This window comes from Aeromonas sp. 604176 (genome assembly GCF_049170755.1).
Lineage (GTDB): Bacteria > Pseudomonadota > Gammaproteobacteria > Enterobacterales > Aeromonadaceae > Aeromonas > Aeromonas veronii_A.
Window position 1 is genome coordinate 1 of record NZ_JAAKNE010000032.1, and the last position, 15868, is coordinate 15868.

The following is a 15868-nucleotide window of genomic DNA, read 5'->3' on the forward strand; positions in this document are numbered from 1 at the left end:
GCGATGGCCAAACCCTTGAGCAGTTTATTGAGTTGCATGCTATTTCCTTAAACCTTTATAACAAAACAAAAAACAATTGGATTTTTATCAATTCAAGAAGGGCGACCAAGCTGGTGCACGAATTTCACCGCTACTGGTCGGAAGCACAGCCTTGAAGCGACCATCAGTCGACACCAACGCGAGACTCTTACGACCCTGATAGATGGTGGCATAAATGATCATGCTGCCATTGGGAGCCACACTTGGCGACTCATCCAGAGCACTCTGGGTAAGGACCAACAGGGCATTGTTTTCCATGTCCTGACGGGCAATACGATACTGTCCCTGAACACGGGTCACCATCACCATGATTTTGCCATCAGGAGTGATGGATGCACCCTGGTTGGATTCACCTTCCCAAGTCATCCGGCGAGTCATACCAGTCGCCAAATTTACGCTATAAATCTGGGGTTTGCCACCACGTTCAGAGGTGAACAACAAATTTTGCCCATCCGGCATCCAGGAGGGTTCGGTGTCGATCACACGGCTGGTTGTGACGCGGGTCAGCTGCTTGCTAGCGACATCAACCACATAGAGGTTGGGTGAGCCATCCTTGGAGAGAACGATAGCCAGACGACGACCATCCGGAGACCACTCAGGGGCCCCGTTAATGCCACGGAAACTGGTGATCAGGCTGCGCTGCTGGGTGTAGATATCCTGCACATAGATTTCGGACTTCTGGTTCTCGAAGCTCACGTAGGCCAGCTTGCTGCCATCCGGTGACCAGGCCGGAGACATCAACGGCTCGCGAGAGCGCAGCAGAGTCTTCTCGTTGTAACCGTCGTAGTCAGAAATACGCAGCTGGTACGGGAACTGGGTACCCTGCTGTACGGAGACGTAAGCCAGACGGGTCAGGAAGGCACCGCGCTCGCCAGTCAGACGCTCATAGACGATATCTGAGATACGGTGGGCAAACTGGCGCATCTGGGCACCCGGGATGGTCGCCATGCGGCTATCCAGGATGTAACCGTTGCTCTCGCCACCTTGTGCCTTGGCCAGCTGACCCTTCAGCACATCGACCAGCTCGAAGTTGACCTTGTAGGTGCCGTCACCCACCGCCGAGATGGAACCGACGACTACGGCCTCAACCCCTTGAGCGGCCCAGGGTGCGAAGTTGATCTCGCTGCTGCTGCTCGGAGTCTGCGGCATCTGGCCACGGGCCAGCGGCTTGAATTTGCCACTGCGCATCAGGTCGTTGGAGACCACTTCCGCGATGTCCTGCGGCAACTGCCCGTTGCCTTCCCACTTGAAGGGGGCGACGGCGATGGGGCGTGCGCTATCAATACCGCCGGTGATGACGATGTCCAGGGCCGCCTGGGCACTCTGGCCCAGCAACAAACAGCCAACCAAAGCAAAAAATACTTTTCTGATCATGGCTTAAATACTCGGTTCCAATAAAGATGAGAGGTTAAATTCCTTTCTCGGCGAGAGGTTGCCAACCGGAGGCAAGCAACCTCGTTTTATCACGCTTAGATACTCGGTTCTAACTTCAGGTTAAATTCCTTCAACATCTCGAATGCCGCAGGATCCTTGGGCACTGGCAGTTGATTGGCTTTCAAGACAGCCGCCTTACCCGAACGACAGACCGCCGGGTCACCCTGGCCGTTATCTACCGATATGACAAAGCCACTGCTCGCAAGACGTACGCCGATAGTACATGTTTTGCCCCGCATGGTGGGATCCAAAATCATATACCGCTCAACAGTGGCCTTGATGAGCGCCGCATACTTGTCGACCTCACCTTGTGCCGCTGCAGAGGCAGCCTGGCTGCGGGCATTGGCTTCAGCCGCCAGCTGCTGCTGCATCATGGCTTCCATCTCTTTTTGCAGTCTGGCCTCCTCGGCCGCTTTGCGTTTGCGTTCTGCCGCGATCTTGGCCTGCTTCTCGGCTTCAGCCTTGGCTTTCTTCTCTGCGTCAGCTTTTGCCTTTTTGGCTGCCTCTTCCTTGGCCTTCTTCTCAGCCTCGGCTTTGGCTTTTTTCTCAGCCTCTGCCTTGGCTTTCTTCTCTGCCTCAGCCTTGGCCTTCTTGTCAGCTTCCGCTTTCTTGGCTTTGGCCTCCTCGGCTTTAGCCTTCTCTTCCGCCTGTTTTTTCTCGAGCTCTTTCTTTTTCTTCAGCGCCAGTGCCTTGGCCTCTTCAGCAGCCTTGCGCTCGGCTTCCGCCTTCTTGGCCTTCTGCTCTTCCAGCTTGCGGGCCTCCTCGGCTTTCTGCGCCTTCTCTTCCGCCCGCTTCTGCTCGGCAACTTTTTTCTGCTTCTCAGCCTCGGCCTTGCGGGTCGCCTCTTCTGCTTCTTTCCGCTTGGCCTCGGCAATACGCAGCCGTTCCTGCTGCTGGGCTAGTTCGCGTTTGGCAAGATCCGTATCTTCCTTATCCTTCTCTTTCTCTACCTTCTGCGGCTTGGGCTGAGCTTTCTGCTGCTGGATCTGCTTGGCCTGCTCGTTGAGGAAGTTCTCATCAAGCATGACGGCATTGACGATCTGCCCCTTCGATTCGGGTCGTTTCGGTTTGCTGAAATCGAGCCCGACAAACAGGATGATGCCGATGATCAGGTGCAGCAGAAACGACGCGATGAGATAACCGGAAATACCACGCTTCACATCCATCTCCGTTAGTTCACCGGATCTGTCATCAGGCCAACCTGAGGCACACCCGCATTCTTGAGGGCCACCATCAACAGGATCACCTCTTCGTAGCGCACGGCCTTGTCACCCGCGACCACCACGGGGGCATTCTGGTTGATCGCCAGATAGCCCATGGCTTTTTCGGTGATGTATTGCTGCATCGCCTCTGGCGTGCCACTTGGCACCGGCTCGTCATCGGCTTCGCCAGCCTTGATGACATACTCGCCTTCGGTATTGACGCTTACGATGAAGGGCGGCTTGGCATCTTCCGGCAACTGCTCGGACTCAGCCTGCGGCAGATCCACCTTGACCCCTTGCGTGATCACCGGCGTGACCGCCATAAAGATGATAAGCAGCACCAGCATGACGTCGATATAGGGAACCACGTTGATCTCGGCCACCTTCTTGCGCCGGATCCGCTGATAGGTTTGCATTACTGATCACCCTGCTGCTGAGCAATTTGACGGTTCAGAATGGTGGTGAACTCGTCCATGAAGTTGGCGTAGGCGTTCTCCAGCCGCTCGACCTTGTTGGAGAAGCGGTTGTAGAAGATTACCGCCGGGATAGCGGCAAACAGACCCATGGCGGTCGCAATCAGCGCTTCCGCGATACCCGGTGCCACCATCTGCAGGGTGGCCTGCTGCACCTGACCCAGGGCGATAAAGGCGTTCATGATCCCCCATACGGTACCGAACAGACCGATATAGGGGCTGATGGAGCCGATGGTCGCCAGCACCGGCAGGTTGGATTCCAGATCATCTACCGCGCGGGAGAGGGAGACGCGCATGGCGCGGTAGGTACCATCCATCACCGCATCCTGACCACGGGCACCGGCCTTGAGCAAGCGAGCATACTCCTTGAAGCCGGAGTAGAAGATATCTTCCATGCCTTCGATGTCATCGCGGCGGGAAGAGGACTCCTGATAGAGGCGATTGAGATCGACCCCTGACCAGAAGCGATCTTCAAACTGTTCCGATGCGAGATTGGCCGCCTTGATCGCCTTGGAACGCTGGATAATCAGCGCCCAGGAGACAATAGACATGCTCATCAGGGTGATCATGACCAGTTTTACCAACAGGCTGGCTTGCCAAAACAGGCCAATAAACGAAATTTCAGCGTGCACTTAACAGCACTCCCTTGATTTTTTCAGGTATAGCTACAGGTTTCATTTGCGGACGACTCACACAGGCTATCTGTACCAAAGCCTGGGTGACGAGTCGTCCATCAGCCGCCAGGATCTGCTGCGAAAAACGCAGGGATGCGCGTTTCACTTCAATCACTTGCGTTAATACATTCAATAGTTCATTAAAACGGGCCGCCGAGCGGAAATCGATCTCAGTTCGGCTCACCACGAAGGCATATCCCTCCTGCAGCCAGACGTCCTGTTCGACCCCTTTGGCACGAAGAAACTCGGTGCGAGCACGTTCCATAAACTTGAGATAATTGGCGTTGTAGACGATGCCCCCGGCGTCGGTGTCTTCGTAGTAGACACGCACCGGAAACTCAAAGACTTCCCCCATAACAATCTGTGATCCATTCGACAGTCAGATGGGGGGCTATCATAGCGCAGGGCTGAATAGGAAAGAAGCAGGGGGAGGCAGGGAAATCCTGCCTCCCCCCGTTTTTTATGAAAGGAAATATGAATGTGTCAGCCAGAGGCCATACAACAAACTGGGCCAGGCGAGCCAGGGATTGAACAGCACACGTCCGGGCAGGCTTTTCAGATGAAAGCCAAGCCCGTTAAGTACGCCACAACAGACGGCCCACATCAGCCAGGGAGCAAGCCAGAGACCATGCTCGCTGGTGTTGGCCGCGATCAGATTGGGGGCCTGTAAAATAGCGACGGCCAACAAGGCCGCCGCGAGTAACATCAACCCCTGCCACGGCTGCCGCTCCAGTGGAGCGGCGAGCCTGGCGAGTCGATCACTTGTTTTCATCGATCTGACGATCCATGTTCTCGGTGTGTTCCAGCCACAGCGCATTGATGATGCCAAATGCACAGGCCAGCAACAGCCCCAGGATCCAGGTGAAATACCACATTGTCAGCGCACCTCTTAATAGAGAGATTGTTGGTTATCTTCGATGTGCTTGTTGGTTACCCGGCCAAACATCTTGATGTAAGTCCAGATGGTGTAACCCAGCACAATCGGTACGAAGACTGCTGCAGCCACGGTCATCACCTGCAAGGTGTTGAAGGAGGCGGTAGCATCCCACATGGTCAGGCTCAGTGACGGCTCAAGGCTTGAGGGCATCACAAACGGGAACATGGAGAAACCGGCAGTGAGGATGACCCCGGCAATCGCCAGCGAGGAGCTGGTAAACGCCAGCCAGCCGATGTTCATACGGGCAAACAGCGCAGTCAGCAGGCTCATGGCAAGACCCAGTACAGGGGCAGCCACCATCCACGGATAGAGGGTGTAGTTGTTCATCCAGGCGCCAGCCTGCAGGACAACTTCCTTGTTCATCGGGTTGGATACTGCGTCAGTCGCGGCAGCCTTGACGATGACATACCCTTCCATACCGCTTACCCACCAACCCGCGGCAGCAAACAGCACCAGGGTCACCAGTGAGCAGATCATGGCGGCAGTGCGGGAACGCGCCAGCACTTCACCATCGGTCTTCATCATCAACCAGGTTGCACCCTGGGTGAGCAGCATGAACAGGCTCACAAGACCAGCCAGAATGCCGAACGGGTTCAGCAGGCCAAAGAAGTTGCCGTGATAGGTCAACATCATGAACTGGTTAAACTCGAATGGAACGCCTTGCAACAGGTTGCCAAAGGCCACACCAAAGACGATGGGCGGTACGGCGCTACCGGCGAACAAGGCCCAGTCCCAGTTGCTGCGCCATTTGGCATCAGCACGCAGCGAGCGGTACTTGAAACCGACCGGACGCAGGAACAGCGCCATCAGCGTCAGGATCATCGCGATGTAGAAGCCGGAGAAGGTCGCGGCATACACCATCGGCCAGGCGGCGAACAAGGCACCACCGGCAGTGACCAGCCAAACCTGGTTACCTTCCCAGTGCGGCCCCATGGTGTTGAGCATCACGCGGCGCTCGACATCTTTCTTGCCGACGAACGGGAGCAGTGCGCCTACCCCCATGTCGAAGCCGTCAGTGATGGCAAAACCGATCAGCAGTACGCCGACCAGAGCCCACCAGATGACACGCAGAGTTTCGTAATCAAACATGGTCGCTCTCCTTATGCCTTGATCTGTTCAAAGTGATACTTGCCAGTCTTCAGGCTGCTGGGGCCAAGACGGGCATACTTGAACATCAGGTACATCTCGATAACCAGAAGTACGGTATAGAACAGGCAGATACCGATCAGAGAGAACCAGATCTCGGCTGCAGGCAAATTGGATGCAGAGAGGGAAGTCGGCAACACCTCTGCAATGGTCCACGGTTGGCGACCATATTCAGCAACAAACCAGCCAGCTTCGATCGCGATCCACGGCAACGGGATACCCCACAGCAGAGCCTTGAGCAGCCACTTGCGCTTGCCGATCTGGTGACGGGCACTGTCATAGAAGGCCATACCAATCAGTACCAGCATCAGCATGCCGACGGCAACCATGATGCGGAAGGCGAAGAACAGCGGCAGTACCTGCGGGATGGAGTCATCCACAGCGGCCTTGATCTGCTCGTCGGTCGCATCGGTCACGTTGCTGGTGTAGCGCTTGAGCAGCAGACCGTAGCCCAGATCCTGCTTCACTTCGTCGAAGCGAGCACGGGTCTCGTCAGACTTGTCACCGGATTGCAGCTTGGTCAGCAGATCGTAAGCGGTCATACCGTTACGAACGCGCAGTTCGTGCTCGCTCTTCAGATCCTTCAGACCGGTGACCTGACCGTCCAGAGAACGGGTCGCGATAATACCAAGCGCATAAGGGATCTTGATGGCGTAGTCGGTGCGCATCTCTTCCTGATTCGGAATACCGAACAGGGTAAAGGCGGCCGGAGCAGGTTCAGTTTCCCATTCGGCTTCGATAGCGGCCAGTTTAACCTTCTGCACTTCACCGGTCTCGTAACCGGATTCGTCACCGAGGATCAGCACGGACACGATGGAAGCCATACCGAACGCGGCGGCAATGGCGAAGGAGCGACGGGCAAACGCCACATCACGATTCTTCAGCAGGTAGTAGGAGGAGATACCCAGCACAAACATGGCGCCACAGGTATAGCCAGCCGCCACAGTGTGGACGAACTTGACCTGGGCAACCGGGTTGAGCACCACGTCAGCGAAGCTCATCATCTCCATCCGCATGGATTCAAAGTTGAACTCGGCACCGACCGGGTTTTGCATCCAGCCGTTGGCAACCAGGATCCAGAGGGCGGAGAGGTTGGTACCCAGTGCCATCAACCAGGTGGCAGCCAGATGCTGATGCTTGCTCAGACGATCCCAACCAAAGAAGAACATACCGACGAAGGTGGACTCCAGGAAGAAGGCCATCAGCCCTTCAATGGCCAACGGAGCCCCGAAGATATCGCCGACATAATGGGAGTAATACGCCCAGTTCGTCCCGAACTGGAACTCCATGGCCAAGCCTGTGGTAACCCCCAGGGCAAAGTTGATACCAAACAACTTACCCCAGAATTTGGTCATATCCCGGTAGATGGTGTTGTTGGTCATCACATAGACGGATTCCATGATCGCCAGGAGAAAAGCCATTCCCAGCGTCAGGGGTACAAACAAAAAGTGATAAAGGGCCGTCGCAGCGAACTGGAACCGCGATAGGTCTACCACATGCTCAGCAATCATGATGTTTCCTCACCGATTATTGGCACGGCTATTTTAAGTTTTAAGGACAAAGCTTCCATTGGGGGTTATCGAATGGGCCCCATTGAGACGCATCACAACAAAACACTTTCAGTAACCACCAATATTAACAACAAGGCAACGCGAAAACACAAACAAAGCTAATGTTTAACAATTAAAAAACAATAAGCTTCAATTTATTCTCGCTCATTATGACCGGGTTTTTATATCACCTTTATTTGATTGAAATCAATGTAAAAGGACCCGCCATACATGGCTTTCAAAGCCATGTTTAATCTATTTCACGATTATTGAAGCGAGCCAGATCACAAAAGATGACAATGCGTAAAATATTGATTTAAATCAATTTAAGAATTTAACATCCGGCCACCCCATTTAATTTGAAAAATGTCGATGACGCGCCTTTTTCCATGTTATCCAGGTCAGGCGAACTGATTCGAAAACTCAATTTAAAACTACAAACAATGCATACTCATGCGAACCAATTTCATCAATCACTACATTAGATAAACTAATTTGAAGGTTGCAATTTTTCTTGTTTGCCCGGGCCGATACGAGCTCCTACAATGCGCCTCGCAGTGAGGGCATCCCCTTGGATACAGGCCGGTTAATCCGGGTTCACGGTACGTATTCGACCATCAATTTGAACCTGTCTATTGGAATCGAAGATGAAAAAGTTTGTTGCTAAAACCATCCGTTACTACAAGCTTTCCTTTGTTCAGCTCTATCAACTGAACCGACTCTGAGAGCTCGCGACGGCTCACCTGTTTATTTTCCGGTCTGTGTCCAGACGCACTCACTGTCTGTGAACATCCATCCTGAATTGTCTTTGCCCACCGCATCCGCCGTGGGCTTTTTTTGGCCCGCATAACAAAAAACCGCCTTTGACGGCGGTTTCATGTTCAAACGACTGTTTTTACTTCTCATCTGGTCGCTGAAGACCGAAATGAGCGTAGGCTCGTGTGGTCGCAATCCGTCCTCTGGGTGTACGTTGCAGATACCCTTGCTGGATCAGATAAGGCTCCAGCACATCTTCGATAGTATCTTTCTCTTCCCCGATCGCGGCGGCCAGATTATCGAGACCCACCGGCCCCCCCATAAACTTGTCTATCACAGCCAACAATAACTTGCGGTCCATAAAATCAAACCCCTCGTTATCGACATCCAGCATATCCATGGCGCGAGCCGCGATGGGACCATCGATGCGGCCATCGGATTTCACCTGGGCAAAATCGCGCACCCGTCTTAACAAGCGGTTAGCAATCCGCGGAGTACCACGGGAGCGACGAGCGACCTCGATGGCTCCATCCTCTGTCATATCGAGTCCCAGACAACGGGCGCTGCGGGAGACAATATCGGTCAAGTCCTTGACGTTGTAGAACTCAAGACGCTGGACGATACCGAAGCGATCCCGCAGCGGGCTGGTGAGTGAACCAGCCCGGGTGGTTGCGCCGATCAGGGTGAAGGGGGGCAAATCCAGCTTGATGGAGCGAGCCGCTGGCCCCTCTCCGATCATGATGTCGAGCTGGTAATCCTCCATTGCCGGATAGAGCACCTCCTCCACCACCGGGCTGAGACGGTGGATCTCGTCGATGAACAATACATCGTTCGGTTCAAGGTTGGTGAGCAATGCAGCCAGATCACCCGCTTTCTCCAGCACCGGGCCGGAAGTGGTCTTGATATTGACCCCCATCTCGTTGGCGACGATGTTGGCGAGGGTGGTCTTGCCCAGACCGGGCGGGCCGAAGATCAGCAGGTGATCAAGCGCTTCACCCCGCTGACGCGCCGCTTCGATAAAGATCTCCATCTGTTCGCAGACGGTATCCTGACCGGTGTAGTCAGCCAGCTTCTTGGGGCGGATGGCCCGATCAATAATGTCATCCTCACGGGCGGCACTGGCCGAGATGAGGCGGTCTGCTTCAATCATCAACTACCTCACACAAGGCTACGAAGAGATTCACGGATGATATCTTCCACCGACATACCCTCTTTGGCGATCTTGCTGACAATCTGGCTCGCCTGTTGCGGCTTGTAACCAAGGGCAACCAGCGCACTGGCTGCCTCTTCGGTCACACCCGGCGCCCGCAATTCAGGCTCACTGGCTGGCAATGTGACCATGGCGGGGGAGAAGAGATCATGGCTGACCCAGCCCTTTAGACGATCCTTCATCTCGACTACCAGCCGCTCGGCGGTCTTTTTGCCGACCCCCGGCAGTTTGACCAGGGAGCTTATCTCTTCACGTTCGACACTCAGCACAAACTGGGTAGCGGTCATACCGGAGAGAATAGCCAGTGCCAGTTTGGGGCCAACCCCATTGGTCTTGATCAGCTCGCGAAACAGCGCCCGCTCCTGTTTGTGGTTGAAACCATAGAGCAGTTGGGCATCTTCCCGCACCACAAAGTGAGTATGGATGGTCGCTTCCCTGCCGATCTCCGGCAAATCATAGAAGCAGCTCATCGGCATCTGCACCTCATAGCCAACCCCACCCACTTCCAGCAGGACCTCGGGGGGCTGCTTCTCAATGACAATGCCTCTCAAGCGACCAATCACGGCTCTCTCCTCACCAATACAGCTATTCGTAAATTGGCTCATAGCATAAAGAATAACTGGATAAGTATCCAGCATATGGCGGCAACCTCAGAGTAGCCAGAAAGCTTTTTCGCCAATTGGCTACCATGCTTGATCTGGTTCAGCCGGAGTGTACGGGATGTTTCTGCACCGGGCCGGACTCCGAACGGGCATGAACACTACACTAAACTCGTTCGGAACCGAAATTGATGCAATGCAGATACCAAGGAAGGCCATCATATGAAAATTGTTACCACCGCCAATCTGGGTCTTGCCATCTTGCTCGGCTGCACGCTGGGGATGGGAGCCGTGGGCTGGTATGGCAGCCAGCGGCTTGCCGATCTGCTCGCCTATGTGTTGGGAAGCGCCTGGCAGACCGCTGACGGGGCCATGGAGGGCTCCATCGAACTGGGCAATCAACAGTTACAGATTCAGAAGATGCAAAACGGCACCCCGCTCAATCGTGCCGAGCTTGATGCCGCCAAAGCGGCAACCGATGAGGCACTGGCTCGGGTCAGTCAGGGGCAGCTCATTGATGGCGCAGCCCTTTCGTCCATGGAGCAACAGAAGCAGGCCTATCAACAGCAACAAGAGAAGCTGTTGACGCTCTATCACGCCTACACAGAGGCGGATCAGGCCCTGCATCATAACGCCGACCTGATGGCCCGTCTCTCGACGCAGCTGGAGGAGATCGGCGATGGGGCGGTAGAGACGCTGACCCAATCCCCCGACCAGACCATCAGCTGGAACAGTGGCCTCTCTACCCGCTGGGAAGCGGCCGACGGGGGGATGGAGTCCAACATCGGCTTTTTGCGCCAGCTCTATGCGCTGGAGAAGATGCGCAGACAGGGGGTCACGGCGGCGATCAAGGCCGAGCTGAAAGAGGCGACCGATTTCTACCACGGAGCGATCGACAGCATGCTCGGCACCGGACTGTTCGATATCGAGGGCTCCGGGGAATTTGCTGGCAAGACACTGTCCGCAGAGTATCGCGCCCTGCTGACCCGACATCAGCAATTGATGGGGCAGTGGATCGAGGCGCTCGGCAACTATCAGGCCCAGCAGGCTCTCTATGAGGCCAGTGCCGACCAGCTGAAACAACAACTGGTTGCCATCGAGGCGAGCGGTGATGCCACCGTCGAGGATCAGGTCGTCCAACTCAACGGCATCATCAGCCAGACTCGCTCCCTGCTGCTGGGCGGCCTGTTGCTGAGCCTGATCATGGTCACCCTCTGCGGCTTCTGGCTGACCCGCAAGCTGGTCACCCCGCTGCTGCAGGTGGATAAACGGATGCAGGATATCGCCGCCGGCGAGGGAGATCTCAACGCCCGCATCAACCTGCAACGGGATGACGAGATAGGTTCGCTTGCCAACAGCGTGGATCGCTTCATCGAGAAATTGCAGAAGATGATCAGCTCCACCATGGACAATAATCGGCACATCAGCGAGCACGTCCACACCTCGGTCAACCGGGTGGAGGCGATCAGCCAGAGCAGCCGCCAGACTGCCGAACATGCGCTGGCCCTGCACCACGACAGCGAACAGATGGTACAGGTAGCGACCACCATATCGGACAACTGCAGCATGGCGGCCCACAATGCCAATGAGGTGCGCCAGCTAACCACCGAGAGCAGCCAGTACGTTGCCTCGGCCAGCGCGGGCATGCAGCGGGTGGTGCAGGAAGTGGGCGAGTGCGCCGTCGCCATCAACGCCCTCAAGGAGCAGGCGGGCCAGATTGGCCAGATCATCTCCACCATCAGCGGCATTTCGGAGCAGACCAACCTGCTGGCCCTCAATGCGGCTATCGAAGCAGCCCGCGCGGGGGAGATGGGGCGTGGTTTTGCGGTGGTCGCTGACGAGGTGCGCACCCTGGCCAATCGCACAGCGGCCTCAAGCGCCGAAATTAGCCTGGTGATCAGCAGCATCCAGCAGCAGACCGAGAGCGCCTATCTGATGATGCAGCGCAACCTCAAGACGGTGGAGTCTGGCATGCAAGACTCCGAGAACACCAAGCAGATCCTGTTCAAGGTGGAAGGGGCCATCGACCAGCTGGCCGATATGGTGCAGCAGGTGGCCGTGGCCACCGGGCAACTGTCACACACCCTCAGCCACTCCTCCGACAAGGTCTCGGGGATCAGCCTGCAGGCCAGAAGCGGCGAACAGGAGGCGCAGGAGTGCCTGTTGCTGGCCTCCTCTCTCCATCAGGCCAGCCTGCTGCAACAGCGCCTGCTCTCCCAGTTCCGGGTATAGCCTCTGTATCGAGAAGCTGTAAAAACACCAGTCCGTAGAACGGACTGGTGTTTGACACTCAATAGCACGGAGCCTCCCCTCGCTATCCGCCAATGAGCGTCACCGACATCACCATGGATACGGTCTGGCGGACTAGCCTCCAAACGCCAGCTTGCCCGCCAGACTCAGCATGATGATGCCGACCAGCAGATCGATCCCCCGCTGTACCCCCCCTCTCGCCAGCCAGGGCGCCAATGCTGCAGCTCCCAGCGCAAGTGAGTAGAACCACACCAGCGAGGCGAGCATGGCACCGGCCGCAAAGGCCGGACGCAGGTGCTCGCTCACCTGACTGCCCAGCGAGCCGAGCAGCATCAGGGTATCGAGATAGACATGGGGATTGAGCAAGGTGACCCCTAGCGTCATGGCCAGTACACTTCTGGCTTTCATCCGTTGCGAAGCGTCGGCCAGTCCTCCCTCCTGCCCATACCACGCGCTGCGCAGGGAGCGCACACCAAACCAGCCGAGAAACAGTACGCCCCCCCAGGTGAGCAATATCATGCCGATCGGGCTGGCGGCCAGTAGATTGGCTCCACCAAATACCCCTATGGCGATCAGAATGAGGTCGCAAAAGCTGCAGAGTGTGGCGCTCAGCAAATGATGGTTGCGATGGATACCCCTGCTCAGCACAAAGGCATTCTGGGCGCCGATAGGGATGATCATGGCAAGACCTATGGTGAAACCTTGCAGGGTCGTGGTCAGCAGCATCGAAAATTCCGTTCGAAATGATGAATGAACGGCACTATAGCGAGTCCGGCTCCTTCTTAGAAATTCATTGATTTACTGGTTCATTCATTTTGCTAATGATGAAGCGCTTCTATTAAATCCCGTGTCAATTACCGGATCTGACAATTGTGACCCTCAGACAGCAGCAGGAGAATCTGTGGTATCTGAGACTCGGACTACTGAAGCACTCTGGGGAAATTGGTGACCACCACCTGCTCCAGATTGGGCAGCAGCAAGCCGGTTCCCACCCCTTTGGCAATGGCCTGGTAGCGGTTCATGGAGCCGGTTTTGCGGGTGACCTGATTGAGATGGTAATTCACTGTGCGCTCCGTGATGCCGAGAATGCAGGCAATCTCGCTGGAGGTCTTTCCTTCACTGGCCCAGAACAGGCACTCTGTTTCGCGCTCGGTCAGGGGCTCTTTGCCCACACTGTCCATCATGCTGAAACGCACCACCCGGATCGCGGCATCGAAGATGTAGTTGGACATCCATGAGAGGATGGGCGACGACTCCAACAGCAGATCGCTCGAGGCGCGTTCCGAGGTAATGAAGGAGAGAATACCGTTCTCCCCGGCGGCACCGTGCAAGGGGAAGGAGATGCCGTTGCGCAGCCCGAACTCGGCTGCCAGCCCCATCACATCCATGCTTCCCTCTTGCAGAAAGCTTGCTCGCTCATCGAGGCGATTCCAGTAGATGGGCAAGGTCTGCTTGCGCGCCAGCTGGATCACCGGATCACATGCCAGCATGTTGTTTTCGGTGTAGGCCTGCACCCAGGAGTCAGGGCAGTGATTGAACAGCACCACCTTGGGTCTTTGCATCGACATCGGCAGGATCAGCGCGAAGCGGTAGTAGTCGTAGCCCATACCGAGCGTGAAGTGACCGATCAGCTCGGCCAGACGGTTGCCATCCGTCACCGAAGTGAAATGTTCGAGATACTCAAGCAGTTGGTCTCTTTTCATATGAAAGCCCCCTTGGCCAGACATGTGATTATAACGGCGAATAGCAAGACAGAGGGCCCATAATGTTGGTTTTCAAAGGAAAATTGAGAGAGCATCCACGAAATGAGGTAGAGGATGAACTCTATCGCTTTCGAAATCGCGTCTTTTCCGACCGGCTCGGCTGGGATGTAGAGTCCCATCGGGGACTTGAGCGTGACAGTTTTGATACGCCAGACACCCATTGGGTGCTGATCGAGGATAAGCAAGGGCTATGCGGCTGTATTCGCCTGCTCAACTGTGCCGATGCCTATATGCTGCCCACCATCTTCCCCACCGCCCTTGCCGGTGAAAGTGCACCGCGTACCCCCGATGTCTGGGAACTGACCCGTCTTGCCATCGATGCCAGCCGTGCTCCGCGGATGGTCAATGGCGTCAGCGAGCTCACCTGCGTCATCTTTCGCGAAGTCTATGCCTTCGCCCATGCTCACGGGATCCGTGAGCTGGTCGCTGTCGTCAGCCTGCCGGTAGAGCGCATCTTCCGCCGCCTCGGCCTGCCCATCGAGCGCCTCGGCCATCGCCAGGCGGTGGATCTGGGGGCCGTGCGCGGGGTGGGGATCCGCTTCCATCTGGATGAACGCTTCGCCCACGCCGTTGGCAAACCTCTGCTGGGCCACTATCAAACCAGCCACTCTCTACTGCAGCAACCATCACCGGCGCTGGCAACGCAGCCATAAAAAATCCCGGGAAAACAGACCCGGGATAAACAGATCGCTATGAGCCCGCAGGCTAACCCATGGGTCAGCGGGCAGTATCCTCCCTCAACAACCTGATCACTACTGTCAGAAATCACAGCGTAACGGCCCTGTCACCACCCATTGTTGTCCCCTGCCGAGTGACGTAGAGTCAGCCCAGAAGCAACGCAAGGGAGGGAAGATGAAAGAGCTGGACTACAAACTGCTGCGGGCACTGGATGCGGTATTGCAGGAGCAGAACTTCGAGCGGGCCGCCAAATCACTGCACATGACCCAGTCCGCCATCTCCCAGCGGATCAAACTACTGGAGCAACAGTTTGCCGAGCCGCTGCTCATCCGCAGCCAGCCGTTGCAGGCGACCCAGCTCGGCCAGAAGCTGCTGGCACACTATCGTCAGGTCCACCAGCTCGAGCTGGAACTGGCTGGTGAGCTGGCTCCCGCCACACCACAAGCCCCCATCCGGATCAGTATCGCCGTCAATGCCGACAGCCTGGCAACCTGGTTTTTGCCCGCCATCGCCCCCTTGCTGGAGCAGCATCCCATCGAACTCAACCTGCTGGTGGATGACGAATGCCGCACCCTCGACAAGGTACGCGAGGGTCAGGCCTTTGGTGCGGTCAGCTTGCATCCCCAGCCACTTGCCGGTTGCTGCGTCGATGATCTGGGCGAAATGAACTATCTGCTTACCGCCAGCCCCGCGTTCGTGGCGCGCCACTTTCCCCACGGTCTGACCCGGGAGGCGCTGGCCAAGGCTCCGGCAGTGGCCTTCGATCAACGCGACGACATGCATGTCAGCTTCATGGCGAAACACTTCGGGCTAGAGCCCGGCGGTTATCCCTGCCACACGGTTCACTCGTCCGAGGCCTTTGTCGCCATGGCCGAACAGGGCCTGGCCTATTGTCTCATCCCCGAGTTGCAGATCAGAGGCCAGCTCGCTGGCGGGTCACTGCTCAACCTCAGTCCCAACCATGTTCTGACAGAACGCCTCTACTGGCACCGCTGGGTACTGGAAAAGGGGGTACACAAGCAGCTATCCCAACGTCTCATTGACCATGCCAGATCGCAGTTGAAACCACGCTGAGCAGGCCATTCACCTTGGCTTTGCAGGGCTAAAAACGTATAGTGCTGGGCGATCCTTCATCAGGTCTTCACCCAGGTTTTCAC

At 56.1% G+C, this 15868-nt stretch carries 16 protein-coding genes; 3 read left to right on the top strand and 13 right to left on the bottom strand.

All coding sequences use genetic code 11. The features are described 5' to 3' along the window. Nucleotides 1-87 precede the first annotated feature (87 nt). The 11 genes from tolB to ruvA all read right to left on the bottom strand — a co-directional run bounded on the left by tolB (nucleotide 88) and on the right by ruvA (nucleotide 9984). A complete protein-coding gene (gene tolB / locus G5358_RS07930) occupies nucleotides 88-1413 on the bottom strand; it encodes a Tol-Pal system beta propeller repeat protein TolB (protein WP_158112736.1) in 1326 nt (441 codons plus the stop codon). Between the two features lie 95 nt (nucleotides 1414-1508). Next, nucleotides 1509-2639, bottom strand: a complete 1131-nt coding sequence (gene tolA, locus G5358_RS07935; RefSeq protein ID WP_216979490.1) for a cell envelope integrity protein TolA — start codon at nucleotides 2637-2639, stop codon at nucleotides 1509-1511. A 5-nt stretch (nucleotides 2640-2644) separates the two neighbouring features. Next, nucleotides 2645-3091 carry a protein TolR gene (gene tolR / locus G5358_RS07940; protein ID WP_005335733.1) on the bottom strand — a complete coding sequence of 149 codons (447 nt, stop codon included), beginning with the start codon at nucleotides 3089-3091 and terminating at the stop codon, nucleotides 2645-2647. Further along, the gene (gene tolQ / locus G5358_RS07945) at nucleotides 3091-3768 is read right to left on the bottom strand and encodes a protein TolQ (RefSeq protein WP_216954450.1); all 678 of its coding nucleotides are present in this window, start codon (nucleotides 3766-3768) and stop codon (nucleotides 3091-3093) included. The genes tolR and tolQ overlap by 1 nt, the downstream gene beginning before the upstream one ends. A gap of 1 nt (nucleotide 3769) precedes the next feature. Then, nucleotides 3770-4177: a tol-pal system-associated acyl-CoA thioesterase gene (gene ybgC / locus G5358_RS07950; protein WP_337073798.1), complete on the bottom strand. Its 408-nt coding sequence runs from the start codon at nucleotides 4175-4177 to the stop codon at nucleotides 3770-3772. A gap of 105 nt (nucleotides 4178-4282) precedes the next feature. After that, nucleotides 4283-4594 carry a cyd operon YbgE family protein gene (locus G5358_RS07955; RefSeq protein ID WP_041202810.1) on the bottom strand — a complete coding sequence of 104 codons (312 nt, stop codon included), beginning with the start codon at nucleotides 4592-4594 and terminating at the stop codon, nucleotides 4283-4285. After that, the gene (gene cydX, locus G5358_RS07960; RefSeq protein WP_005304933.1) at nucleotides 4581-4697 is read right to left on the bottom strand and encodes a cytochrome bd-I oxidase subunit CydX; all 117 of its coding nucleotides are present in this window, start codon (nucleotides 4695-4697) and stop codon (nucleotides 4581-4583) included. The genes G5358_RS07955 and cydX overlap by 14 nt, the downstream gene beginning before the upstream one ends. A gap of 14 nt (nucleotides 4698-4711) precedes the next feature. Then, nucleotides 4712-5848 carry a cytochrome d ubiquinol oxidase subunit II gene (gene cydB, locus G5358_RS07965; protein WP_033113517.1) on the bottom strand — a complete coding sequence of 379 codons (1137 nt, stop codon included), beginning with the start codon at nucleotides 5846-5848 and terminating at the stop codon, nucleotides 4712-4714. 11 nt (nucleotides 5849-5859) lie between these two features. Further along, nucleotides 5860-7416 (bottom strand): cytochrome ubiquinol oxidase subunit I, encoded by a 1557-nt coding sequence (locus G5358_RS07970; RefSeq protein WP_005343211.1) that lies wholly within the window; start codon nucleotides 7414-7416, stop codon nucleotides 5860-5862. 934 nt (nucleotides 7417-8350) lie between these two features. Next, nucleotides 8351-9361 (bottom strand): Holliday junction branch migration DNA helicase RuvB, encoded by a 1011-nt coding sequence (gene ruvB / locus G5358_RS07975; RefSeq protein ID WP_005335744.1) that lies wholly within the window; start codon nucleotides 9359-9361, stop codon nucleotides 8351-8353. Between the two features lie 8 nt (nucleotides 9362-9369). Further along, nucleotides 9370-9984, bottom strand: coding sequence for a Holliday junction branch migration protein RuvA (gene ruvA, locus G5358_RS07980; RefSeq protein WP_216979491.1), 615 nt, complete (start codon nucleotides 9982-9984; stop codon nucleotides 9370-9372). Nucleotides 9985-10242: 258 nt separating this feature from the next. Here ruvA and G5358_RS07985 point away from each other — a divergent pair, with 258 nt between their 5' ends. Next, on the top strand, nucleotides 10243-12252 hold the full coding sequence (locus G5358_RS07985; RefSeq protein ID WP_421323920.1) for a methyl-accepting chemotaxis protein: 2010 nt from the start codon (nucleotides 10243-10245) through the stop codon (nucleotides 12250-12252). Between the two features lie 132 nt (nucleotides 12253-12384). Here the strand turns inward: G5358_RS07985 and lysE are convergent, their stop codons facing one another. Further along, entirely contained in the window at nucleotides 12385-12996 is a 612-nt protein-coding gene (lysE, locus tag G5358_RS07990) for an L-lysine exporter (protein WP_005343206.1), read from the bottom strand. Between the two features lie 194 nt (nucleotides 12997-13190). Next, nucleotides 13191-13973: a LuxR family transcriptional regulator gene (locus tag G5358_RS07995; protein ID WP_005343205.1), complete on the bottom strand. Its 783-nt coding sequence runs from the start codon at nucleotides 13971-13973 to the stop codon at nucleotides 13191-13193. A 62-nt stretch (nucleotides 13974-14035) separates the two neighbouring features. Here G5358_RS07995 and G5358_RS08000 point away from each other — a divergent pair, with 62 nt between their 5' ends. Beyond that, nucleotides 14036-14686, top strand: a complete 651-nt coding sequence (locus tag G5358_RS08000; protein WP_236347198.1) for an acyl-homoserine-lactone synthase — start codon at nucleotides 14036-14038, stop codon at nucleotides 14684-14686. A gap of 199 nt (nucleotides 14687-14885) precedes the next feature. Next, the gene (locus G5358_RS08005) at nucleotides 14886-15785 is read left to right on the top strand and encodes a LysR family transcriptional regulator ArgP (protein WP_337073795.1); all 900 of its coding nucleotides are present in this window, start codon (nucleotides 14886-14888) and stop codon (nucleotides 15783-15785) included. The last annotated feature ends 83 nt before the right edge of the window (nucleotides 15786-15868 follow it).